The sequence below is a fragment of the Serratia sp. CoH_134_PS_4 genome, assembly GCF_058190535.1.
In genome coordinates this window covers 79342-103865 of sequence record NZ_JBXWKI010000009.1, presented here as the reverse complement: position 1 = coordinate 103865, position 24524 = coordinate 79342, and the positions used below count along the sequence as shown (strand labels likewise).

Genomic DNA, 24524 nt, shown 5'->3' with positions numbered 1-24524 from the left:
AGTGAATGGATCGCAAGGTCATCGATCAGGCGGCTGCTCAGGCGGGTATCGCTGCTGACTATATTAATGCTCATGGTAAACAACAGGCAATTGACGAGGACACCAAGCGTAGACTGCTAGACGCAATGGGGCGGGGTACGGCCCCGTTGGAAGCGGTAATGACGCCGCTTCCGGCGGTGAAGGTGTTCTATGAAGGAGCGCCGGTGGCATTACCGCTCGCGGGCAGTGGCGAATATCTCTGGGCGTTACAGCGTGAGGACGGCGGTCAACAACAGGGGCGTGCCAGCGCACGTAAAACATTTACCCTGCCAGGTGAGTTACCGACGGGTTATCACCAGTTGACGTTGACACAGGGTGAACAGCAGTGGCAGTGCCGATTGATTGTGGCACCGAAACGCTGCTTTGAGCCCGATGCCTTGCTGACCGGGAAAAAACTGTGGGGGGCCTGTGTCCAGCTTTACACCTTGCGATCCGATCGTAACTGGGGCATTGGCGATTTTGGCGATTTGCGGCAGATGGTTGAGCAAGTGGGGGAGCGGGGGGGCGCTTTTGTCGGGCTGAATCCGATCCACGCGTTGTACCCTGCCAACCCCGACAGCGCCAGCCCGTACAGCCCGTCATCGCGCCGTTGGCTGAACGTGATCTACATCGATGTCAACGCGGTAGAGGATTTTCAGCGCAATGACGCCGCACAGAAATGGTGGCTGAAGCCGGCCACGCAAAAAAAGCTGGCCCAAGCGCGCAACAGCAAGCTGGTGGATTACAGTACGGTAACGCAGTTGAAGCTGGCGGCGCTGAAGTTGGCGTTCCCGCTTTTCCAGGCGCGTAAAGCCGGTGACGGACTGCGTCAGGCATTTGAACAGTTTGTTATCGAGGGGGGTGACAGCCTGTATCAGCAGGCTGCATTTGACGCGTTGCATGCCCATCTTGCCGCAGAAGACACGAGTCTGTGGGGTTGGCCTGCCTGGCCGGAACATTATCAGCAAGGGGACAGCGCGGCAGTTAAGCAGTTCTGCCAGCAACAGCAGGATCAGGTAACCTTCTACCTGTGGTTGCAGTGGCTGGCTGCCAGCCAGTTTGCGGATTGTTTTCGTCAGAGCCAGCAACAGCACATGCCGATTGGTTTGTACCGCGATTTGGCGGTCGGCGTGGCAGAAGGCGGCTCGGAAACCTGGTGTGAGCGTGAGCTGTATTGCCTGAAAGCCTCTGTCGGGGCGCCGCCGGACATTTTGGGGCCACTGGGACAAAACTGGGGCCTGCCACCGATGGACCCGCACGTAATGGCAGCGCGCGGTTACCAGCCGTTTATCGATCTGTTGCGCGCCAATATGACCAGTTGTGGTGCGTTGCGTATCGACCATGTGATGGCGCTACTGCGTCTGTGGTGGATTCCTTATGGTGAAACCGCCGTTCACGGTGCCTATGTAAAATACCCGGTGGATGATTTACTGGCGGTATTGGCGCTGGAAAGCCAGCGCCATCGCTGCATGGTGATTGGTGAGGACCTTGGCACCGTACCGGTTGAGATTGTGGGCAAGCTGCGCGACAGCGGTGTCTATTCCTATAAGGTGTTGTATTTCGAACGCGACGGTGAGAATCACTTCCGTGCGCCGCAGGCCTATCCTGTGCAGGCCATGGCGACCATCACCACGCATGATCTTCCCACGCTGCGTGGCTATTGGCAAAGTGGCGATCTGCAGCTTGGCAACTCGCTGGGGTTGTATCCAGATGCCGAGGTCTTGAAAGAGCTGTTTGCCGATCGCGAACGTGCCAAGCAAGGGTTGTTGGACGGGCTGCATCACTATGGCTGTGTACCGCTGAAGGTGGGTAAAAAGGCGGCATTGTTGAAGATGAGCCCATTACTTAACCGGGGCTTGCAGCGCTATGTTGCAGACAGCGCCAGCGCGTTATTGGGGCTTCAGCCGGAAGATTGGTTGGACATGGCTGACCCGGTCAATATTCCCGGGACCAGCGATCAATACCCTAACTGGCGGCGAAAACTGACGCACACTTTGGAGGAAATGTTTGCCGATCAGCAGGTTAACCGACTGCTTAAGGATTTGGACAAGCGGCGGCGTAAGGTGTCGGTAGGCTAATCATGGGTCCAAGATTGCATTAAAGATGAGATCTGAACACTATGATTCTTATCCATAATGTTGGGATACCCGAATTAATTGGAGTTGCAGCCAGGCGGCAAGTGCCTCAATCCCCAGGAGCTTACTTTCGTAAGTGACTGGGGGGACGCACCTGGCCAACAACGCTGCAACTTCACGTCAAAAGGGTATCAGTAATAGGAGTGCTCGCCGCGTTGGTGTTCGGTCAGATCGCGCACGCCTTTCAGTTCAGGGAACTTCTGCAGCAGCTCTTTCTCGATGCCTTCCTTCAGGGTCACATCGACCATGGAACACCCGTTACAACCGCCGCCGAATTGCAGGATAGCCAGACTGTCGTCGGTGATTTCCATCAGCGTAACGCGGCCGCCGTGGCCTGCCAGCTGTGGGTTAATCTGTGACTGCAGCACGTATTCAACACGCTCCATCAGCGGGGCATTGTCATCAACCTTGCGCATTTTGGCGTTTGGCGCTTTCAGTGTTAACTGGGAGCCCAATTGGTCGGTGACGAAGTCGATTTCGGCATCGTCCAGATACGGTTTGCTCAGCTCGTCGATATAGGCAGACAGTTTTTCGAACTTCAGCTCGGTGTCTGTCGCTTCAACGGCGTCCGGCGGGCAATAAGAGACACCGCATTCGGCCGTAGGCGTACCCGGATTGATCACGAATACGCGGATTTGGGTGCCTTCCTCTTGGTTTGCCAATAGTTTGGCAAAGTGTTCCTGTGCAGTATCTGTTATACGAATCATGGCATTAGCTCGTTAGTTCAAATAGTTGACTTCTATACTAGGTTATAATACGCCCATTGCCGTGGCACTACAACGTGCGGCAAACGCACCAGATCTGTATTGATGCAACGCCCTGCCGCTGTAGTAGCTTAGCGATTTCCGCCACCGTGCTGCCCGTCGTGACCACATCATCCAACAAAGCAACATGCCGACCCATCAAGGGTTCATTGCAGCGGAATGCACCGCGCAAATTGCGCCGCCGCACACGAGCCGTTAGGTGCTGTTGTGGGGCGGTTTTACGTACCCGACTCAGGGCCGCGGGGCGATAGTCGCACCCTAACCAGTAGGCCAAAGGCCGTGCCAGCAGGTCGCTCTGGTTATAGCCGCGCTGCCAACAACGTTTTGCCTGTAAGGGTACAGCTAAAATGACATCGGGTCTGTTCAGATATTGCTCTCGATGTGCCTGTTGCCAGTTTAGTAATATTAGCCGTGCCAACAGCGGGGCCAGTTCTGGTGTGTGTTGAAACTTGAATTTTCCGATCAACTGGCGCAGCGGGGCTTGATAGTCGCTGACGAACACCAGTGACTGCCAGGGAGGAGGTTGTTGCAGGCAGCGACCGCAGGGCCGCGCGGTGTCACCTGCAGGCAGGCCGCAACGTGGACAGCAAAGCGGTTTGGTGGGTAAATGACGCAGGCAGTAGCTGCAGATGCCGTGACAATGAAGGCGTAGTGGTTGTCGGCATAGCCAACAACGGCTTTGGATTGATAGCATAGCCGTCCTCCCTGACGGATGAGAATGAAGGACAATAACTGATGACTGCGTTGTACTGGCAAACCCTAGGTGAAGGGGATCGCGATCTTGTGCTGTTGCACGGGTGGGGGCTGAATGCGCAGGTGTGGAGTTGCATGCTAGAGCGACTGACGCCGCATTTTCGCCTGCATCTGGTTGATCTGCCTGGATATGGCCGTAGCCAAGGTTTTGGGGCTATGTCGCTTGAGCAAATGGCAGAGACCCTGTTAGCTGCCGCCCCGGCAAATGCCTGGTGGCTAGGCTGGTCGCTCGGCGGGCTGGTGGCCAGCCAGATTGCGCTCATGCAGCCGCAACGGGTACGTGGGCTGATTACCGTGGCGTCTTCGCCATGCTTTGCGGCTCAGGAAGACTGGCCAGGGATCCGCCCTGACGTGTTGAGTGGTTTTCAGCATCAGCTGGGGCAAGATTTTCAGCGTACCGTAGAGCGTTTCTTGGCATTACAAACGCTGGGTACGGAAAGCGCGCGGCAGGATGCCCGCTTGTTGAAGTCTGTGGTGCTTGACCAGCCGATGCCTGGCGTTGACGTTCTGAACGGCGGGTTGGAGATGCTGCGTACCACCGATTTTCGCGAGCCGCTGGCGGGGTTGACGCTCCCATTACTACGCATTTACGGTTATTTGGATGGATTGGTGCCACGTAAAGTCGCTGGTTTGCTGGATGTCATGTGGCCGCACTCGCCCTCTGTCATCATTGCGAAAGCGGCCCATGCGCCATTTATTTCCCATCCTGATGAGTTCGCAGAAATTATTTGCACCTTTGTGGCTGAAAACGGGATCCGACGCCAAAACGCACAATAAAGCGCTAAAAAAAGAGCCGCTTAGTGGATAAAAAATAAACCTGTTCAATACTTAGGGGGGTAACTGCGTTGGCTGGAAAATGAAAAAAACGCTCACGGTTTTTTCATTTTGACGTTTCGTCTCTGGGAAAACGGCTCTCGTCAGGGAAAGCAACGAGGTCTGAAGATGTCGCGGCAGCCGGTGTTATTACGCATTTACTCTGGACGGCTTTCATAATAAATAAATTATCCATTGAGAGGTATTGTAATGAAATCTTTGAAAATGATTATTGCCGCGTTGGTTGTGGGTTCAGTGTCCTTCAGCACCCTGGCAGCAACCATGCTGACCAAGGAAGATCTGGACAAGAACCCAGGTAAATACGAGAAAGTGGGTACCGTAACCACCACCGCCCAAACCACGTCGCCGATGGATGCGAAAGAGGAATTGTCCAAACTGGCCGATGAAAAAGGTGGGCAATATTACGTTATTCTGGCAGGTCGTGAGCACGGCAAGTTCAGCGCTATCGCTGACGTGTACAAAGACAAGAAATAACGATTGATTAAGAAGGGGCGCGCCTTTGTGCTGCGCCCCAATCTTCACTTCTTCAGACGATACACCACCGTACTGCACCCCTGGCCTTCCGGACAGCTTTTGCAACTACCGCTTAGGCAGGCGCTGTTATCTTGCTCAATACGCTCCACTTTACCCATCGCCATTAACCGTTCCAGCATGGCCTGCACCAGCGGCAATGGGGTTGCCAACTGACGGCTGAGCTGCAGCGCCTGCACGCTGCCATGCAGCGCCAAGGCATCGCGGATCTGCAACAGGCTTGCCATCAGTGACAGTCACCCTTGCTGCCCTGGCAACAGACTGCTGGGGTAGCATTGCCCAGACGCACGGTGACCCGGCTGCGAGCGCGACGCAGGCCAAACAAGATCAACAGATTGAACAGCACCACAATGGTGATTGCTGTCAGGCTGTACTGCGGGTGCTGGGCAAAAGTGGCGGTTTGATAAAATAGCGTGGCCAACGAGTAGGCGATATTCAGCCCCCAGAGAATGGAGAACGTCATCCAACCGCGGCTGGACTCACGGGCGATGGCTCCCATCACCGAGACGCAAGGTACGTACAGCAGCACAAAAATCAGGTAACTGTAGGCGGAAACCCCGGAACCGAATTTGCTGCTCATCACCCCCATTGAACCGACGTCCATTTCCCCGTCACCCTTACTCGCCTCAATCGGGTTGGACAGTACGCTCAGGCTGAACGTGTCTTTCAGACCCTGCCAGGTGGTTTCCACCGCACCGCCCAGTTCGTCCAACAGGTTAAAGTTAGCAGCATCAAACTCGGTATTATTGATGCGCTCGGCGGTGTACAGGGTGTTCAATGTGCCGACCACGACTTCTTTTGCCATAGCACCGGTCACCAGACCGACGGTGGCCTGCCAGTTATCGTTATGTACGCCCATTGGCTGCAGCAGCGGTGTCAGCACCTTGGATACCGACGCCAACGCGGAATCATTGATGTCATCTACCGGCTTGCCGCTGAACGAAAAGCTGTTCAAGCCGCCAATGAAGATACTGGCAATCACGATCACTTTACCTGCGCGCAGCACGAAGCCTTTCAGGCGTTGCCAGGTCTGCAATAGCAGGCTCTTCAAGTGTGGGACATGGTAAACCGGCAGTTCCATGACGAAGGGAGACGCTTCCCCACGCATGATGGTGTATTTGAGCACCAACCCGGTGAGGATCGCGACCACAATGCCGAGCATGTACAGTGAGAACACCACGCCTGCGCCGTCCTGACCAAAGAAGGCGGCAGCAAACACGGCGAAGATCGCCAATCGGGCACCGCAGGACATGAACGGGGCCATCATGATGGTAATTAAACGCTCCCGCTGCGCATCCAACGTACGGGCACCCATGATGGATGGCACGTTGCAGCCGAAGCCGACAATCAGGGGGACGAAAGATTTGCCCGGCAGCCCGAGCGCTTGCATCAAGCGGTCCATCACGAATGCCGCCCGTGCCATATAGCCGGAATCCTCGAGGAAAGACAGGAACAGGTACATCATGCCGATTTGCGGCACCAGTGGCAGCACGGTGTTGATACCGCCGCCGACGCCCTGAGCCAGGAAAATGGTCAGCCATTCAGGGAAATGCAGGGTGTAACCCAGCCATTGAATGCCCTGGATAAAGATCGCTGCCGAGCCGATATCGAAAATCGGCTGCAGGGCGCCGCCGAGGTTAATCGCCAGCAGGAACATTAAATACATCACCAGCAGGAAGATAGGCACGCCCAGCCAGCGATTCAGGATCACCTTGTCCAATGCTTCGGTCAGGCGGTTCGGCATGGCGTGTTGTGAGTTGCTGACCGCGTCACACAGGGAGGCAATCGACTGATAACGCGCATCGGCTATTACCAGTGCTGGGTCTTCCTGATGTTGCTGTTGGAGCGCCTGCCGAGCGGCCGGCAGCAGTGCAGCCGCAGGACCGGCTAAGGTATGACTGTAGATATCGCCTTCCAGCATTTGCAGGGCCAACCAACGGCGTTGCTCGTTTGGAAGGGTTTGCGGCATGGCATCGGTCAGCGTTGCCACTTCTTTTAGCAGGAGCTGCGGGTAGTTCACCAGCGCTTTTAATTCGTTGAACTGATGATTGTCGATCATTTGCTTGAGCACACCAATGCCGTCGGCTTTGGTGGACACCAGCGGTACCACTGGGCAGCCAAGGCGGGCAGACAGCGCAGCGATATCAATCTCAATCTTTTGGCTTCGGGCGATATCCAACATATTCAGCGCGACAATGCAGGGAATACCCAGTTCCAACAGTTGCAGCGTCAGGTACAGGTTACGCTCCAGGTTGGACGCATCGACCACGTTGATCAGCAAATCGGCGTCGCCACTGAGAATGTAGTGGCAGGCGATTTGCTCATCGAGTGAGGTTTGTTCCGAGATGGTGGTCAGAGAGTAGGTACCGGGAAGATCAACCAGTTTGACCTGTGACTGTGGTGTAGTGAACAGGCCCTCTTTACGCTCTACCGTCACGCCTGCCCAGTTACCGACCCGCTGGCGCGCCCCGGTAAGCTGGTTGAACAGCGTAGTCTTACCGGAGTTGGGGTTGCCTATTAAGCCAATAGTGAGTTTTTTCATAATTTAGCGTGATATCAGTCAATGGAAATGGGGCCAGGCGATGCGCATGGCCAAGGCAAAATGGCTCAGGATCAGGATTGGCCGTCGAGCAGAATCAAGGCCAGATCCTTTCTACGCAGCACCAGGCTGACGCGGCGAGTTTTGATTTCTATCGGGTCGCCCAATGGCGCGACGCGGACGACCTCAAATGACGACCCCGGTAGCATGCCGAGTGAGAGAAGTTTCTGGCGATAAGCGGGGCCAATGTCAGTAGCGAAGCCGGCAATCTTATATGACCGTTTAGGCAGAAGATGCATATAACCTTCTCTGAGCCCTTGTTATTGGGCTGGTGATGATAAAAGAACGTTCTAAAGGAAATGCCGCAGTAACCACACAGGGTTACCGACGTTTTCAATCCATGAGGCTATGCAGTGAACACGCAAAATAATAATAGTGAGAATAATTATCGTATTCAATACAAAAAATAGGGGTATTGGTAACCAAAGGTTGTAGCGATCACATTTAGCGCTCAGGGTTGCCTGGCAGGACTCTTTTATCACCCGGTTTCGTGGGGTGCAAATGCGAATGGCGAGTTAAATCAGTTACGTAATTGCAGCGTTTTTTTCTACTTTGAAAAAATTAGCGACAGATTCGGCAGCTTTGATCCGACAGCGTCAAAATCCGTATTTATTTGGCAACATTTCTCGGGCTGAATACGAGCAGTAACCATTTGTGTTTCGCAGGGAAATACTGAAATGAGAACGCGGTGTTAATAACGATGTTAACAAATGGCTATTCACCCCTCTTTTATGGCGTAATGCACCCGAATATTATTTCCGCCGGGAAGATCAAAAAAATTGCAGCTTTATTGAGGCGGGTCAAAAAAGGCTGGGGGATATTTTTGCGGGAAAGGGCGGAGTTAACTCCGCCCTTGGTACCTTTGGTCGTTCAAATTTGCGGCGTCTTTAGCCTTTTTTGCCAAATGCTGCCGCCAGTGCATCACCCATTGCGCTGTTGCCCGCAGGTGTGTTGCCGCCACGCGGCTTGGCCTTATTAGCCGGTGCACGGGTTGCATTGTCTTTGGCCGGTGCGGTATTGCCGCCCCGGCGCGGAGACCCTTCGCCCGGTTGCTCATCCAGACGCATGCTCAGCGCGATACGTTTGCGCTGCAGGTCAACGTCCATCACCTTCACTTTAACGATGTCGCCGGCTTTCACCACGGTATGTGGATCTTCGACAAACTTGTCCGCCAGTGAGGAGATGTGCACCAGGCCATCCTGGTGAACGCCAATATCGACAAAGGCACCGAAGTTGGTGACGTTAGTGACCGAACCTTCCAGAATCATTCCCGGCTGTAGGTCATTGAGGGTTTCAACGCCGTCGGCAAAGGTCGCCGTTTTGAATTCAGGACGCGGGTCGCGGCCCGGCTTCTCCAGCTCTTTCAGGATGTCGGTTACCGTCGGCACACCGAACTTCTCATCGGTGAAGTCGCCGGCTTTCAGGTTACGTACGGCAGTCGGGTTGCCCATCAGATCTTGAAGCGCTTGCTGGGTGGCGGCCAGAATGCGTTCGACCACGGGGTAGGTTTCCGGGTGAACCGTTGAGGCATCCAGAGGGTTATCGCCGTGGTTGATGCGCAGGAAGCCAGCGCACTGCTCAAAGGCTTTTGGCCCCAGACGGCTGACCTTTAACAGTTGTTCACGGTTACTGAAGCGGCCGTTCTCATCACGCCAGGTAACGATGTTTTGCGCCATCATGCGTGTCAGGCCAGCCACACGGGTCAGCAGCGGCACGGAGGCAGTATTCAGATCGACACCGACGGCGTTTACACAGTCTTCAACAACGGAGTCCAGCTTTTTCGCCAATTGGCTTTGGCTGACATCGTGTTGATACTGGCCGACACCGATGGATTTCGGGTCGATTTTTACCAGTTCGGCGAGGGGGTCTTGCAGACGGCGGGCGATGGAGACGGCACCACGCAGCGAAACGTCAAGGTTAGGGAACTCCAGCGCCGCCAGCTCGGAAGCGGAGTACACCGAAGCGCCAGCTTCACTGACGATCACCTTTTGTGCTTTGACCTCGCTGAACTGCTGTTGCAGGTCAAGGTAGAAACGCTCGGTCTCGCGTGATGCGGTGCCGTTACCGATAGCAACCAGCTCCACTTTATGTTTGATACACAATGCAGCGACGATCGCGGCGGCTTTAGCGGCCTGACCGGTGTGCGGGTAGACAGTGTCGGTGGCGACCAGCTTGCCGGTCGCATCCACGACGGCGACTTTTACGCCGGTACGCAAGCCGGGATCCAGCCCCATGGTGGCGCGCATGCCGGCAGGTGCCGCCATCAGCAGATCATGCATGTTACGGGCGAAGACGTTGATCGCTTCGTCTTCCGCACGTTCGCGCACCGTACTCATCAGTTCGGTTTCCAGATGCAGCAGCACCTTGATGCGCCAGGTCCAGTTGATCACCGCTTTACGCCAGGCATCCGCCGGGGCGTTATTCAGGCGCAGATCGAGGTGGCTGATGATGATTTGCTCCGCCTGGCTTTCGCGCGGGGCTTCTTCAAACTGGGGATCGGCATTCAGTGCCAGTTGCAGTACACCTTCGTTGCGGCCACGGAACATCGCCAGCGCACGGTGTGACGGCACCTGAGAAATAGGTTCGTGGTGATCGAAGTAGTCGCGGAACTTGGCGCCAGCCTCTTCCTTGCCTTCCACCACTTTGGAGACCAGATGTGCGTGTTTCCACAAGTAGTTACGCACCTTGGCCAACAATGCAGCATCTTCGGCAAAGCGTTCCATCAGGATATAACGCGCGCCGTCGAGGGCGGCTTTCACGTCTGCAACGCCTTTGTCTGCGTCAACGTAGCCTTCGGCCAGTTGTTCTGGTTGCTGCTGAGGGTCCTGCCACAATGTGTCCGCTAAAGGCTCCAGACCGGCCTCTATCGCGATCTGACCGCGGGTGCGGCGCTTGGGCTTGTAGGGCAGGTAAAGGTCTTCGAGTTCGGTTTTGCTTTGCGTGGCGGTGATCGCCCCCGCCAGCTGTTCGGTCAGTTTGCCCTGCTCGTCGATCGATTTAAGGATGGTCTGACGGCGGTCTTCCAGTTCACGCAGATAACCCAGGCGGGTTTCCAGCTGGCGCAGTTGGGTATCGTCCAAACCCCCGGTGACTTCCTTACGATAGCGTGCAATAAAAGGCACGGTATTACCTTCATCCAGCAGACGGATGGCGGAGTCAACTTGCTCCGGCCGGGCCTGCAGTTCTGTTGCAATAATGCGGCTCAGTGGGTCATTCATAAGTCTGGTATCTGTTGAGAACGGTGAGTAAACAGGGGGACAGTTATACGGATTGATCGGGGAAAATGCCAGTGGAGCAGGCCGCCTCTCGGTAGTCATGACGCGCAAAGCGGCCTGTACTGCGGCGGTGGGCGGCCGCTCGGATAAAACTGAAATCTTATTTAACGTACTCAATCTCGTTCACATACCACAATGCATCACCCACAGGGGTGTTGACGGTGGCAGCGTCACCCACTTCTTTTTTCAATAAGGCGCGGGCCATGGGTGAGTCGATGGAGATGTAATCGCGGCGACCAAAAATCTCGTCATAGCCGACGATGCGGAAGCGTTTAATTTCACCGCCCTCGTTCTCCACTTCAACCCAGGCGCCAAAGAACACTTTGCCTTCTTGTTGCGGTGAGTAATCGACAATCTTCAATTGCTCGAGGCATTTGGTCAGGTAACGCACCCGGCGGTCGATTTCCCGCAGCCGTTTCTTGTTGTACTGATAATCGGCGTTTTCACTTCTGTCGCCGAGGCTGGCTGCCCAGGTCACTTTCTTGGTGACTTCGGGCCGTTCTTCGCGCCAGAGGAAATCCAGTTCCTGTTTTAGCTTGTCATAACCTTCACGGGTTATCAGCTGCGTTCTCATCGTTTTTCCGCCTTCATGAGCATATCAAAGGGAAGGGAGTCATTGCGTTGGCAGAGTGTCGCACAAACTCACGCCGGGCTGTAGGCTGCCGTTGCATAAAGAAATGTGAGTTCAACCATCCGCAGTGCGCAAAATTGCTGGCGCTCGCGTTTCTTATCGCGCCGGCTGAGTTACACTGCGAATCAAATACCGGGCGTGCCCGTTGGGCGAAGAGACAGCGATCATAAATTTAACCAATGAGCATCGGGATTTTGGCGAACCTTCGCGGGCATTTTGATGAAAATTGTTGATAAATGGGCAAAAGAATAAGCTTTGTAACAATTTCGTCTAGAATATATACCATTAAACGCTGTCCGAAATGACAGGGTTTTTTAACAATATTCACGTCAGGCAATAAAGCCTTTGGGAGTAATACAATGCAAGAGAATCATAAGATTCTGGTCGTCGATGATGACATGCGCCTGCGTGCGCTTTTAGAGCGTTATTTAACCGAGCAGGGTTTTCAGGTTCGCAGCGTCGCCAACGCTGAGCAAATGGATCGCTTGCTGACACGTGAATCCTTCCACCTGATGGTGTTGGACCTGATGCTGCCTGGCGAAGATGGGCTTTCCATCTGCCGTCGTTTGCGCAGCCAAAGCAACCCTATGCCGATCATTATGGTGACCGCCAAAGGTGAAGAAGTCGACCGTATCGTTGGCCTGGAAATTGGTGCCGACGATTACATTCCAAAACCGTTCAACCCGCGTGAACTTCTGGCCCGTATCCGTGCGGTTTTACGCCGTCAGGCCAATGAACTGCCGGGCGCCCCTTCACAAGAAGAGGCGGTGATAGCCTTTGGCAAATTCAAATTGAACCTGGGTACCCGCGAAATGTTCCGCGAAGACGAGCCGATGCCGTTGACCAGCGGTGAGTTTGCCGTGCTCAAAGCGCTGGTAAGCCATCCGCGTGAGCCGCTTTCACGCGACAAGCTGATGAACCTGGCTCGTGGTCGTGAATACAGTGCAATGGAACGCTCCATCGACGTGCAGATTTCTCGTCTGCGTCGCATGGTTGAGGAAGATCCCGCGCATCCACGTTATATCCAGACCGTTTGGGGTCTTGGCTACGTCTTCGTCCCGGACGGCAGCAAGGCATGAGGCGATTGCGCTTTTCACCGCGTAGCTCGTTTGCCCGAACCCTGCTCTTGATCGTCACCTTGCTGTTCGTCAGCTTGGTGACGACCTATCTGGTGGTGCTAAACTTTGCCATCTTGCCCAGTCTGCAGCAGTTCAATAAGGTATTGGCCTACGAAGTTCGTATGCTGATGACTGACCGGCTGCAACTGGAGGATGGCACCTTGCTGGAAGTGCCACCGGCATTCCGCCGCGAAATCTATCGCGAACTGGGAATTTCTCTCTACACCAACTCGGCGGCGGAGGAGAGCGGTCTGCGCTGGGCGCAGCACTATCAATTCCTCAGTCAGCAAATGGCACAGCAACTGGGTGGGCCGACCGACGTTCGTGTGGAAGTGAACAAGAACTCGCCGGTCGTGTGGCTGAAGACGTGGTTGCAGCCGGATATTTGGGTTCGTGTCCCGTTAACTGAAATTCACCAGGGCGATTTCTCGCCGCTGTTCCGTTATACCCTGGCGATCATGCTGCTGGCGATAGGTGGCGCTTGGCTGTTTATACGCATTCAGAACCGTCCTCTGGTTGAACTTGAGCACGCCGCTTTGCAGGTCGGCAAAGGCATTATTCCCCCGCCGTTACGTGAGTATGGCGCATCCGAAGTGCGTTCGGTCACACGGGCTTTTAATCAGATGGCGTCGGGCGTCAAGCAGCTGGCGGATGACCGCACGCTGTTGATGGCGGGGGTCAGCCACGATCTGCGCACACCGCTGACGCGCATTCGTCTGGCCACCGAGATGATGAGCGCCGAAGACGGTTATCTGGCGGAGTCGATCAATAAAGACATTGAAGAGTGTAATGCCATCATTGAGCAGTTTATTGATTACCTGCGCACCGGCCAGGAAATGCAAACGGAGCTCTGCGATCTGAATGGCATTCTGGGCGAAGTGGTTGCGGCCGAGAGTGGTTATGAGCGGGTTATCGAAACGGCCATGGCACCGGGTGAACTGATGATGAATGTGCATCCGCTGTCGATCAAGCGCGCGGCAGTCAACATGGTGGTGAATGCGGCACGTTACGGCAACGGCTGGATCAAAGTCAGCAGCGGTCGTGAACTGCAACGCGGTTGGTTCCAGGTGGAAGACGACGGCCCAGGCATTAAACCTGAAGAGTTGAAACATCTGCTGCAACCCTTTGTCCGCGGTGACAGCGCACGCAGTACCAGTGGCACCGGTCTGGGCTTGGCTATCGTTCAGCGCATTATAGATGGGCACCATGGCGCGTTGGAAATAGGCACCAGCGAACGTGGCGGGCTGTTGATCAGGGCGTATATTCCGTTACCGATGGAGAGAAAAGAGTCGTCTAACGGGCATCAGGCAGCAAAAGACAACGCCTAATCCCTGACAGTGAAGCTGCCCTGTCAGGGTTTTCTGCTCATGACGTAGTATTCCGCCGCATCTTCATGCAGACGACGGTCTGTACTTGCCTGCCAAGGGTCGATTAATTCAATTCCGCAATGGATAAAGTCTTTGGTATTACGCGTGGCCAGGGCGGCACCGTAATGCAGGCAGGTCGCGGCAATTTGAGTATTCACCCTGCTCATTAACCGGCCCTCACGCTGATTTTTACCCATAAGTTCCGCATATTGCAGTGCGCAGAGTGTATCAAAGGGCAGAGTTTGCTCGTCAAATCTTATCTGTACCGCCTCCGCCAGCTTATGTTTGAGTATGCGCTGCCGTTTCCCATCGGGCATACAGGCAACGCCACCGAATAACTCGGCGAGAACTATCGCGCTCAGATAAAGTTCATCGTTGTCTTTTTCATTCAGCCATGTGAGGACGTTGTAGTGTGGGTTGGGGCGCAACGTTTCTGCAATCACATGGGTATCGAGAATAATCATACCTGGTCGTCGTCAAAGGTGGCCGTGCGGGGGGGCGTTTCATCATGCGGCGGGATCTCCAGTTCAACACCGCCCAACTCGGCAAAGTGTTGATGCATCCAGGTGCCCAAACCATAGCGCGGTGGTTGTTTCACTAAGGCCTGTTTCAGAATCATTCGTGCTTCCTCTTCCATGGAATGGCCGTTTTTCGCTGCCGAGATCCGCAGTAACTCCTTTACTTCGTCGTCCAGATTTCTAACGGTTATGGTCGCCATTGACCCCCCCTTTGCTATCAATGATTGCACTGCATTATTACCACTTTGGCCTGGCTAAAAACAACCATCAAAAAAAAAGGCGTGGTATCCACGCCTTAGCTGAAGCTCTAAAAGAAGGTATTACAGTTTTGGACCGGCGCTGACCAGGGCTGCGCCCGCTGGGGTGTCGGTGTATTTGTCAAAGTTGGTGACAAAACGCTCGGCCAGATCCTGTGCTTTCTCTTGCCATTGCTCAATGCTGGCGTAAGTGGCGCGTGGGTCCAGGATATCCGGGTTAACGCCTGGCAGTGAGGTTGGCATCGCCAGGTCGAAAATAGGCAGAGTAATGGTTTCTGCCTTATCGATTTCACCGCTGAGGATCGCGTCGATAATGCCGCGAGTATCTTTAATGGATATGCGTTTGCCGGTGCCGTTCCAACCGGTATTGACCAGGTAAGCCTGAGCGCCAGCCGCTTGCATGCGTTTCACCAGCACTTCAGCGTACTGCGTTGGGTGCAGCGACAAGAAGGCTGCGCCGAAGCAGGCGGAGAAGGTTGGGGTAGGCTCGGTTACACCACGCTCGGTACCGGCCAGTTTGGCGGTAAAGCCAGACAGGAAGTGGTACTGAGTCTGGTTAGCTGTCAGGCGAGATACCGGTGGCAATACGCCGAAAGCATCCGCGGTCAGGAAGATCACCTTGGTGGCATGGCCCGCTTTGGAAACCGGCTTCACGATATTCTGGATGTGATAGATCGGGTAGGAAACACGGGTGTTCTCGGTTTTCGACCCGTCGTTGAAGTCTATTGTGCCGTCAGCCAGAACGACGACGTTTTCCAGCAGCGCATCGCGTTTGATGGCGTGATAGATATCCGGCTCCGCTTCTTCAGACAGCTTGATGGTTTTTGCGTAGCAGCCGCCTTCAAAGTTAAACACACCGTCGTCATCCCAGCCGTGTTCGTCATCGCCAATCAGTTGGCGTTTTGGATCGGTAGACAGGGTGGTTTTACCGGTGCCGGACAGGCCGAAGAATACGGCCACGTCACCTTTCTCGCCCACGTTGGCCGAGCAGTGCATGGAGGCGATGCCTTTCAGCGGCAACAGGTAGTTCATGATAGAGAACATACCTTTTTTCATTTCGCCGCCGTACCAGGTGCCGCCAATCAGTTGCATGCGTTCGGTCAGGTTGAAGGCGACAAAGTTTTCCGAGTTCAGGCCCTGTTGCTGCCAGTTCGGGTTAGTGCATTTGGCGCCGTTCATGACAACGAAGTCTGGCTCGAAATCCTGCAGTTCTTCGTCGGTCGGGCGGATGAACATGTTTTTAACGAAGTGCGCCTGCCAGGCTACCTCGGTAATAAAGCGGACTTTCAGACGGGAGTCGGCATTGGCGCCGCAGAAGGTATCCATTACAAACAGGCGTTTGCCGGAGAGTTGCGTGGTGACCAGTTGTTTCAGGTCTGCCCAGGTTTCCGGGCTAAGGGGTTTGTTGTCGTTTTTACCTTTACCCTGATCGGCCCACCAGACGGTGTCGCGGGTGATGTCGTCACGGACGATGTACTTATCTTTCGGGGAACGGCCGGTAAAAATACCGGTGTCGACGGATACAGCACCCAGCTTGGTTACGACCCCACGCTCAAAACCTTCCAGAGATGGGTCTGTTTCTTCCTTGAACAGCAAGTCATAACTCGGGTTGTGAACGATTTCGCCAACGTTATGAATCCCATAAGCGGCCAGATCCTGAGGGGTTATACCTTTAACACGCATGTCACTACTCCTTGGTCACAGAATTTCTGGCGCCAATTGTAGGGATTCAGCCGCGAGTAACCGCGATAGGTATCAAATAATTAACGTTTTAGTCGGTTTTTCGTTACGTTATGAGAGATAGCACACGGAAAAAAGCAAACGTGCAAACGGCGTGAGCAGGCGGGCGCTGGGTGCGCCCGCCGATATGAGGTGCTACTTAGTGCAACTGGTCGCTTTCGCCGGTGTTACCGGTGTATAAAGCGGCCACATCCATGGCATCGAAGACATAGTGATTGCCGCAATAATCGCAGTGCATATCAATGTTGCCATCTTGCTCCAGCATTTGAGCCACTTCTTCCGCTGGCAGCGTGATTAATGCATCGGCGCAGCGCTGACGTGAACAGGTGCAACGGAAGATCACGTCTTGCGGTTCATACAAGGTGACTTCTTCCTGATGGTACAAGCGATACAGCACTTCGTTGGCGGGCAGGCCGAACAGCTCTTCGCTTTTCACCGTGTTGGTCAGTTGCACCAGATGATCGAAATCATCGGCATTGCCGTCCTGCGCTGGCAACACTTGCAGCAGCATGCCGCCTGCGGCCGGTTGACCTTCGGATTCACCGGTACGGATGAACAGACGGGTTGGCAGCTGTTCTGACTGACGGAAGTAGGCTTCGAGGCATTCCGCCAGTGTTTCACCTTCCAGTGCCACCACGCCCTGATAGCGTTCACCCTCGGTTGGTGCGATGGTGATCACCATGACGCCATTGCCGATCATCTGGTGCAGCGTGCTGTCATCGGCGACTTCGCTTTGTACGCGAGCTACACCGCGCATTTCCTGGCGGTTGTTGCCGTTAATCACCGCCAGTTTCAGCGGGCCGTCGCCTTGCAATTGCACGGTGATGTCGCCGTCGAACTTCAAGGTGGCGGTTAGCAGGCTGGTGGCTACCAGCAGTTCACCCAGCAGTTTTTTTACCGGAGCCGGGTAGTCATGGTTGTTCAGAACCTGCTGATAGGTTTCGCTGACGGTAACCAGCTCACCGCGCACCGCGTAGTTTTCAAACAGGTAACGGTGCAATTGGTCATGGTTAGACATAGTTTTCTCTCATTGCGGTGAGGGTTTATTCCTGCTCACCAAATTTAAATTTAATCAGGTCACGCCGCTCTTTCTTGTCTGGACGTCTGTCCGGATGCGGCATGGTCAGCGCATTCATCTTGCGTGCGAGCGCCACTTTTTCTCGGTTGGCGATGCTGGTCTCAGTTTCCTGATACATTTGCTGCGCCTCGTCGGCGCCACGCCGTTGGCTGTTTAACGCCAGTACAATCACCGTGCGTTCTTCATTACCTTGACGCAATTTGATCTCGGCGTTGAGCTCAACAAGCTTGCTCGGCTTTCCGCGCTGTCCGTTGTAGTGCACCTTGCCGCCATCGATCATGTCCCGCGCCAGCGCACGGGTCTTGTAGAAACGTGCCGCCCAAAGCCATTTGTCCAGCCGGACGCTGTCCTCACGTGTTTCTTTATCTTTCATTCACTCCCCCTTGGCCAGCGCCGGAATCAATAGGCGGTAATCGCGCATTGACGGGTAATGCTGGAAGGTTTTCTCCGCCATGCTGGAGTCCGGGTTTTGTACGCCCAGGCAGTAGCGAATGCCGAAGGTGCGGGCCGCATCCAAAATGGGTTCACCGTCGTCGACAAACAGCGTGCGCTGAGGATCGAAACCGGTGTGCTGCTGTACTGCCTGCCACAAACGCTGATCTTCTTTCGGATAACCAAATGTGTGGGTAGAAAGTAATAAATCAAGGTGTCGATCTAAACCGGTATGCTCAATTTTTACCGCCAGGCTGTGTGGATGGGCGTTGGTCAACAAAATAGTCTGATGACCTGCCGCACGTAATGCCTGTAAAAACGGTTCGGTATCTTCACGCAGACGGGCGCGGCTGCCCACTTCACTGGTCATGCGATAAATATCAAGATCCAGCCGCTCACTCCAGTAGTCGAAGCAGTACCAGTTCATGGTGTGCTGCACCGCCAGATATTCCTGATGGATAATGCTACGCGCTTCTTCAAAGGGAATCGCGCGCTGCTCGCTCAGGGCTTGTGGTACCAGACTGAGCCAAAAGTGGCTGTCGAACTCCAGATCGAGCAAAGTACCGTCCATATCCAGCAGTACGGTATCAATCTCTGACCAGTCAAATTTGGGAACCATGAAAACTCCATAGGCGAACCGCCTGCGGTCCGCAGGAACAGTGGGATAGCCTAACATAAGCAGATGACAGAGCGCAGACCGACGAATGTGGTTTAGGGCATTGGCCGTAATGACATCGGAGAGAGCTGCGGGTTAAAGCAGCTTTCGTAGTAGCGCTGGATATCGGTGATTCTGTGTTGATTGCTGCGGCGACGTTCTATGAGTCGCCAGGTGTTGTAACCCAGAATGACGGCGACCGCGAGCAGTAGCAGACTGGTGCCGAGAAAACGCCAGAGCGTGATAATATCCGGCTCGCTGTGCAGCGCAATGTGGCGCGTGCCGTTGGCATCTACGCTGATATTGGTGATGATGCCCTGCGCTTCAAACGGCGTGTGCAGCAGCATGCTGGACAGGCGCTGCAGCTCATTCCATTGGTCAAGTGCATTGTACTCGTTTAGCGGCACGGTCGGTTGCGGGTGATTCACCAACTGCTTACCTTCGTCGCTGCTGATCAAAAAACCGCCGGGTGGTGGGCTGTTGAGTGCAGCAGCAGCCTGTCGCGTTTCGTTGTACACAAACGACGAGGCGGCAACTTTGGCCAGGCTTTCCAGGGATTCGGCACTTACCGGCCGCAGCAGCACGTTAACGCCTTGCAGCGCACCCGATTTGGCGCGTTTCACCAGCGTGGCCCAGTTTTTAACGTTGCCCAGATTCACCAGTGCGTTCTTCAGCCGGACGCAGTCATTGTCCGTTTGGCACAGATCCTGCGTTTTCAGCACAATATCGGAAAAGTCATCCAGCAGGATCATGCCGGATTTTTCAATGGCGCTGGCCAACTGTGGATTGAGCTTTTGTTCTGTGCCGTCAGGGTGTAACTGGGCATTGACCGTTGCCAGCAGTGCCGAGGCCTTGTCGATGACTTCCGACTCTGGCTGCGGCAATGGTGCGGCATTGTTCCAGTAAATACCTGAACAGTCGAAAGGCATAAAGTTGGCGTCACGCGCACCATTGACCAGCGGCGGCACATAACACATACCGTTGCCTTGGGCTTTCAGGGTATCCCCGATCCGCAACGTCGCACCTTCCAGTGCCTGTACGGTGTTCACTTCAATTTTTTGCGCGCCCTGTAACCAAGCCATGCTTAGCTTGAGCGGCAGGCTCAGTGGGATATAGGTCAACAACAGTACCAGAACCAAGAGCGAACTGGCCATCAACACTGCGTTTCTTCCCCACTGCTGAAGCGGGAAGTTTTTGACCTCATCATGCAGCGAAAGGAACCGCCCCTGGCGCAGCACCTGGCGGTTAAGATAGATGTCTACGTCAGTCGTTTTACCCAAGTCCTGGGTGATGTAAGGCTGCCAGTGCGGCGGGTAAATCAGATCGATAATGCCGAGCGAGATGTTGCTGATCTGCCCCTGGTTGGATTCACCAAACAATCCCCAGCGCTTGGGCGTGCCCCGTAGGCAGTGTACTTCTTTCAACTCGCGTGCAGATGGCCGGCGGAACAGGTTCCAACAGCCCCAGGCGATCATCAGCACAGCGACGATAATCATCCAGGGGATGACCACGACCGGGCTAATCAGGCTGAAGAACAGCAGTAGCAGGGCCGCTGAAATGATCGCGGCTTCTTTGATGCCGTTCGGACGATTTAGCGCATGCTCTTCCTGGGTTTCCTTGCGGATATTGACCAGCTCGACGTGCTCGCTTTCTTCCTTGCGGATCGATGCGTTTTGGCTCGGCGCCGCCTTCACCACCGGCGGCTGTGGCCGATCGTGAATATGATCTTTCAGTGAATGGCCATTGAGCGAGATCACCAGCGGCAGCGTTTGGGTTTTAATCACTTCGACATGGTTATCGGCGCTGATGTACTGTTCCCAAAACGGGGGGAGATGCACCTCTTCAGCGTCCAGATAATAGCGCCATTTATTGGGTTCATCGCTGGCCAAGCCGTAGCGGGTAATCGCGTGGGTAATGGGGTAGACGTTGTCGCTTTGCGGCGTTAACGCCAGTTTGGCGGACGGCAACGCGGTGCTGCCGGGCAACAGCTTGTTGCTCGGCTTATTTTGCTGGCCGAGATAGTGCTCAACAGCGGCGCGCTCTTCGCCGGTCAGCTTACGGTGAGTAGGTTTGATAAAGGGCAGGGCGCGCGTCAGCAGCGGCTGATTGCGAGCTTTAAACCAAAGATACAGGCCGGCAGCAATCAGGCAGGCAAGCACTAAGGCCAATATCAACGCTATTGTGCTCATGCTATCCCCATTCTGTACCCGTGAACCTCACCAACCTGATGAATCGTGGCGCATTATACGCAGTCAAATGACCAAGAGACACCCTGAACAGTCGTGGGAGAACAGATTCTCCACCGGGATCTCATTTCTTCATAAAACGCTTGGTTTTATGGTTGTGTCTTACCTGCGTGATGATAGCAACCTGGTTGCCCTATCGATATCGGCATTATCTTATTTAATGCCCTGTTTTTTGCTTAAAGAAGATAGAAAGTTGGTGGGTGCTGGCTACGCTTGTTAAAAAAAAGTAAATTACTGCTTGTGCTCGTTGCAGCAAAGGTTCTCATTAACGCACAATGTGATCAAGATCGGATTTGGTCAGCGTTTAAGCGTATATGAAGTGCGCGTCACACCAGTCATTATTCTGGTTATCCGTCTCATCACGCCCGGTGCTGTGGCGTACCGCCGGATAACTCATTTGAGGCAATCATGGATAAACACCTGCAAAAACCTAAAATTCTGAAAGTGGAAACGGTCGCACGTTCGCGTTTATTTAACGTTGAGTCGGTCGATCTGGAATTCAGTAACGGTGTGCGGCGGGTGTACGAGCGGATGCGGCCTTCAGAACGTGAGGCGGTGATGATTGTGCCGGTGATCGGTGACGATTTACTGCTGATCCGCGAATATGCAGTGGGCACCGAATCTTACGAGCTGGGTTTCCCCAAAGGGTTGATTGATCCCGGTGAAGGTGTGCTGGAAGCGGCCAACCGTGAGCTGATGGAAGAAGTGGGCTTTGGTGCAAAAAACTTTGATTTTCTGAGTAAATTGACCATGGCGCCGTCGTACTTTTCCAGCAAAATGAACATCGTCTTGGCACAGGACCTCTATCCGCAAAGCCTGGAAGGGGATGAGCCTGAGCCATTGCCGCAGGTGCGTTGGCCCATCGCTGACATGATGGCGCTGCTGGCGGAGCCTGATTTCCGCGAGGCACGCAATGTTTGTGCGCTGTTCCTTACCGAGGCATTTCTACGCGGCTCACGTTAAATGCCGATAGCCAAATAAAAAAAGGGCCAGATTTCTCTGGCCCTTTTTTGTTAGAACAACTCGTGACTCTCGCCACCGGGGTCCGTCAGCGTTGTGCCGGTATCCCGTGATGGATAGTCTGTCGGCTGAGTCCCCTCGATAAAGTACTCGGAGCGACTGCCGCCACCGCCGCCTGAAAGCTTACCGCTGCTCTTGTCGATGGTTACGCTGATGATGCCCGGTGGTGGGGTGACCTTCTGCTCTGGGATACCTTCCAGTGCGATTTTCATAAAGTCATCCCATGCCGGTTGTGCACTCTTGGCACCGCCTTCACCACCAGATATTTGATCCGGGATCGCGCCGGAAGCCGTTGAACGGCCCAAATCACGCCGATGGTCATCGAAGCCAATCCATACTGATGTCACGGTGTCCGGGCCATAGCCGGAGAACCAGGCATCTTTTGAGCTGTTGGTGGTACCGGTTTTACCGCCGATATCATGGCGTTTCAGGTCTCGACCCGCACGCCAGGCGGTGCCCATCCAGCCCGGTTCGCCGAAGATGTTGCTGTTCAGCGCATCGTGCATCAGGAATGCCAGCGGCGTGCTGATAACGTGTGGCGCATATTGCTGATCGCCGTCCTGCTGCACCTGAGCTGGGGTCACTTGCTCCAATTGCGGCATTGGCACGTTGCCATTGTTGCCTTCCTGCGACGTCGCGACATTTTCAATGTTGTCTTCGGAAAGCACGGCTGAACGATGAGTATCACCATAAATTACCGGCAAATTACAGCTGCTGCAGACAATTCGCGGTTTGGTTTCGAACACGGTGTTGCCGTTATCATCTTCAATCTTGGTGATGAAGTACGGATCCACCAGGTAACCGCCGTTGGCCAATACTGCGTAACCGCGCACCAGCTGCATTGGGGTGAATGAAGCAGAGCCCAAAGCCAGCGATTCGGTATGCACGATGTTCTGAGCCGGGAAGCCGAAGCGCTGCAGATATTCTGCTGCATAGTCGACACCCATCGCCCGCATCGCACGTACCATGACCACGTTCTTCGACTGCCCCAGCCCCTGACGCAGACGAATCGGACCATCGTAGGTTGGTGGGGAGTTCTTCGGACGCCAGTCGGTACCCGCACCGGGATCCCAACGGGTGATCGGCAGGTCATTCAGGATAGTTGCCAGCGTCAGGCCCTTATCCATTGCGGCGGTGTACAGGAAGGGTTTGATATTGGAACCGACCTGGCGCAGCGCCTGAGTCACACGGTTAAATTTGCTCTGGTTGAAGTCAAACCCACCGACCAGTGCTTTTACTGCACCGTCATTCGGGTTGATTGAGACCAGCGCTGAGTTGACGTCCGGCACTTGTGACAGCCACCAGTTTTCGCCAACCTTCCGCACCCAAACCTGCTGGCCGGCTTGCACCACATCGGTGACGCGTTTCGGCGTCGGGCCTTGTTGAGTATCGGACTTGTAGGGTCTGGCCCAGCGCATGGTAGACATCGGCAAGGCGATATTACTGCCGTCTGCCATCATTGCCGTCGCCTCTTCGGCGCTGGTTGCTGTGATCACAGCAGGTGATAGCGGGCCGTAGTTAGGCAGATTTTTCAGTGAATCGACGATCTGTTTTTGATCCCATGCCGCTTCACCGACTTTCCACAGCACGTTGGATGGGCCGCGGTAGCCGTGGCGCATGTCATACGCCAGCACGTTATTACGTACAGACTCTTGCGCCGCCAACTGCAGTTTCTTGGTGATGGTGGTGTAGACCTTGTAGCCGTCGGTATAGGCGTTGTCGCCATAACGCTTGATCATCTCCTGGCGTACCATCTCGGAGAGATAAGGTGCGGAGAAGCTGATTTCCGGCGCATGGTAATTGGCCACTAATTCTTCACTGCGTGCCTGATCGAACTGCGCCTGGGTGATGTAGTGCTCATCCAACATGCGCGACAACACCACGTTGCGGCGCGCGACCGCGCGATCGTGTGAATAAAGCGGGTTGAAGGTTGATGGGGCTTTCGGCAGACCGGCGATCGTCGCCATTTCGCTTAAGCTGAGTTGGCTGACGTCTTTACCGAAGTAAACCTGAGCCGCAGCCCCTACGCCATAGGCGCGATACCCCAGATAGATTTTATTCAGATACAGCTCAAGAATTTCGTCTTTGGTCAGCATTTGTTCAATGCGAATGGCCAGGAAGGCTTCCTTGATCTTGCGCATCAGGGTGCGTTCCGGGCTTAAGAAGAAGTTTCTCGCCAACTGCTGGGTAATGGTACTCGCCCCCTGTGACGCATGGCCGGAGACCAGCGCAATAGAGGCTGCACGGAAGATACCGACGGGGTCGACGCCGTGATGCTCATAGAAACGGCTGTCTTCGGTGGCGATAAACGCATGCACCATGACCGGCGGAATTTGGTCCAGTTTTAGCGGAATACGGCGTTTTTCACCGTATTGGGCGATCAGTTCGCCATCGGCGCTGTAAACCTGCATCGGTATTTGCAGCCGCACATCTTTCAGCGTTGCAACGTCAGGCAACTGTGGCTCGACATATTTGTACAAGCCAAAGATCGAGGCTGCCCCCAACACGATGCAACACACTGCAAGGATTAGTAAATACTTTACGAACTTCACC

General features: G+C 54.6%; 21 protein-coding genes. 6 read left to right on the top strand and 15 right to left on the bottom strand.

What is annotated here, in order from left to right; all coding sequences use genetic code 11:
• The first annotated feature begins 5 nt into the window (after window positions 1–5).
• A complete protein-coding gene (malQ, locus tag AC2FCQ_RS15580; RefSeq protein WP_490308669.1) occupies window positions 6–2096 on the top strand; it encodes a 4-alpha-glucanotransferase in 2091 nt (696 codons plus the stop codon).
• 188 nt (window positions 2097–2284) lie between these two features.
• Here the strand turns inward: malQ and nfuA are convergent, their stop codons facing one another.
• Window positions 2285–2860 carry a Fe-S biogenesis protein NfuA gene (gene nfuA / locus AC2FCQ_RS15575; protein ID WP_012147309.1) on the bottom strand — a complete coding sequence of 192 codons (576 nt, stop codon included), beginning with the start codon at window positions 2858–2860 and terminating at the stop codon, window positions 2285–2287.
• Between the two features lie 67 nt (window positions 2861–2927).
• Window positions 2928–3611: a DNA utilization protein GntX gene (gene gntX / locus AC2FCQ_RS15570; protein ID WP_265556041.1), complete on the bottom strand. Its 684-nt coding sequence runs from the start codon at window positions 3609–3611 to the stop codon at window positions 2928–2930.
• Between the two features lie 41 nt (window positions 3612–3652).
• Here gntX and bioH point away from each other — a divergent pair, with 41 nt between their 5' ends.
• A complete protein-coding gene (gene bioH / locus AC2FCQ_RS15565) occupies window positions 3653–4447 on the top strand; it encodes a pimeloyl-ACP methyl ester esterase BioH (protein WP_490308667.1) in 795 nt (264 codons plus the stop codon).
• 246 nt (window positions 4448–4693) lie between these two features.
• A complete protein-coding gene (locus AC2FCQ_RS15560) occupies window positions 4694–4978 on the top strand; it encodes a YdgH/BhsA/McbA-like domain containing protein (protein ID WP_209639174.1) in 285 nt (94 codons plus the stop codon).
• A gap of 44 nt (window positions 4979–5022) precedes the next feature.
• On the opposite strand, the gene AC2FCQ_RS15555 is transcribed toward AC2FCQ_RS15560, so the two are convergent.
• The 5 genes from AC2FCQ_RS15555 to greB form a co-directional block, all read right to left on the bottom strand.
• Window positions 5023–5262: a FeoC-like transcriptional regulator gene (locus AC2FCQ_RS15555; RefSeq protein ID WP_209639172.1), complete on the bottom strand. Its 240-nt coding sequence runs from the start codon at window positions 5260–5262 to the stop codon at window positions 5023–5025.
• Entirely contained in the window at window positions 5262–7577 is a 2316-nt protein-coding gene (feoB, locus tag AC2FCQ_RS15550; RefSeq protein WP_490308665.1) for a Fe(2+) transporter permease subunit FeoB, read from the bottom strand. Before feoB ends, AC2FCQ_RS15555 begins: the two co-directional genes overlap by 1 nt.
• Window positions 7578–7648: 71 nt before the next feature.
• A complete protein-coding gene (gene feoA, locus AC2FCQ_RS15545; RefSeq protein ID WP_209639167.1) occupies window positions 7649–7873 on the bottom strand; it encodes a ferrous iron transporter A in 225 nt (74 codons plus the stop codon).
• A 648-nt stretch (window positions 7874–8521) separates the two neighbouring features.
• The gene (locus AC2FCQ_RS15540; protein ID WP_265556040.1) at window positions 8522–10852 is read right to left on the bottom strand and encodes a Tex family protein; all 2331 of its coding nucleotides are present in this window, start codon (window positions 10850–10852) and stop codon (window positions 8522–8524) included.
• A gap of 157 nt (window positions 10853–11009) precedes the next feature.
• The gene (gene greB, locus AC2FCQ_RS15535) at window positions 11010–11483 is read right to left on the bottom strand and encodes a transcription elongation factor GreB (protein ID WP_209639163.1); all 474 of its coding nucleotides are present in this window, start codon (window positions 11481–11483) and stop codon (window positions 11010–11012) included.
• 416 nt (window positions 11484–11899) lie between these two features.
• Here greB and ompR point away from each other — a divergent pair, with 416 nt between their 5' ends.
• Together ompR and envZ are read left to right on the top strand one after the other, a co-directional pair.
• Window positions 11900–12619 carry an osmolarity response regulator transcription factor OmpR gene (gene ompR / locus AC2FCQ_RS15530; protein WP_004709363.1) on the top strand — a complete coding sequence of 240 codons (720 nt, stop codon included), beginning with the start codon at window positions 11900–11902 and terminating at the stop codon, window positions 12617–12619.
• Complete coding sequence (gene envZ, locus AC2FCQ_RS15525; RefSeq protein WP_209639161.1) at window positions 12616–13986, top strand: two-component system sensor histidine kinase EnvZ; 1371 nt, start codon at window positions 12616–12618, stop codon at window positions 13984–13986. Before ompR ends, envZ begins: the two co-directional genes overlap by 4 nt.
• Window positions 13987–14009: 23 nt before the next feature.
• On the opposite strand, the gene AC2FCQ_RS15520 is transcribed toward envZ, so the two are convergent.
• The 7 genes from AC2FCQ_RS15520 to AC2FCQ_RS15490 form a co-directional block, all read right to left on the bottom strand.
• Window positions 14010–14489, bottom strand: a complete 480-nt coding sequence (locus AC2FCQ_RS15520; protein ID WP_209639159.1) for a type II toxin-antitoxin system VapC family toxin — start codon at window positions 14487–14489, stop codon at window positions 14010–14012.
• Entirely contained in the window at window positions 14486–14743 is a 258-nt protein-coding gene (locus AC2FCQ_RS15515; protein ID WP_490308664.1) for a FitA-like ribbon-helix-helix domain-containing protein, read from the bottom strand. The genes AC2FCQ_RS15520 and AC2FCQ_RS15515 overlap by 4 nt, the downstream gene beginning before the upstream one ends.
• Before the next feature lie 120 nt (window positions 14744–14863).
• Complete coding sequence (gene pckA / locus AC2FCQ_RS15510; protein ID WP_112364261.1) at window positions 14864–16483, bottom strand: phosphoenolpyruvate carboxykinase (ATP); 1620 nt, start codon at window positions 16481–16483, stop codon at window positions 14864–14866.
• Between the two features lie 196 nt (window positions 16484–16679).
• Window positions 16680–17558, bottom strand: a complete 879-nt coding sequence (gene hslO / locus AC2FCQ_RS15505; RefSeq protein ID WP_209639153.1) for an Hsp33 family molecular chaperone HslO — start codon at window positions 17556–17558, stop codon at window positions 16680–16682.
• A 25-nt stretch (window positions 17559–17583) separates the two neighbouring features.
• Window positions 17584–17991, bottom strand: coding sequence for a ribosome-associated heat shock protein Hsp15 (gene hslR, locus AC2FCQ_RS15500; protein ID WP_209639151.1), 408 nt, complete (start codon window positions 17989–17991; stop codon window positions 17584–17586).
• Window positions 17992–18669 carry a GMP/IMP nucleotidase gene (yrfG, locus tag AC2FCQ_RS15495; RefSeq protein WP_209639149.1) on the bottom strand — a complete coding sequence of 226 codons (678 nt, stop codon included), beginning with the start codon at window positions 18667–18669 and terminating at the stop codon, window positions 17992–17994.
• Window positions 18670–18761: 92 nt separating this feature from the next.
• Window positions 18762–20894: an intracellular growth attenuator family protein gene (locus AC2FCQ_RS15490; protein ID WP_209639147.1), complete on the bottom strand. Its 2133-nt coding sequence runs from the start codon at window positions 20892–20894 to the stop codon at window positions 18762–18764.
• A 465-nt stretch (window positions 20895–21359) separates the two neighbouring features.
• Here AC2FCQ_RS15490 and nudE point away from each other — a divergent pair, with 465 nt between their 5' ends.
• Complete coding sequence (gene nudE / locus AC2FCQ_RS15485; protein WP_209639145.1) at window positions 21360–21914, top strand: ADP compounds hydrolase NudE; 555 nt, start codon at window positions 21360–21362, stop codon at window positions 21912–21914.
• Window positions 21915–21964: 50 nt separating this feature from the next.
• On the opposite strand, the gene mrcA is transcribed toward nudE, so the two are convergent.
• The gene (mrcA, locus tag AC2FCQ_RS15480; protein ID WP_209639144.1) at window positions 21965–24523 is read right to left on the bottom strand and encodes a peptidoglycan glycosyltransferase/peptidoglycan DD-transpeptidase MrcA; all 2559 of its coding nucleotides are present in this window, start codon (window positions 24521–24523) and stop codon (window positions 21965–21967) included.
• Between the last annotated feature and the right edge of the window lies 1 nt (window position 24524).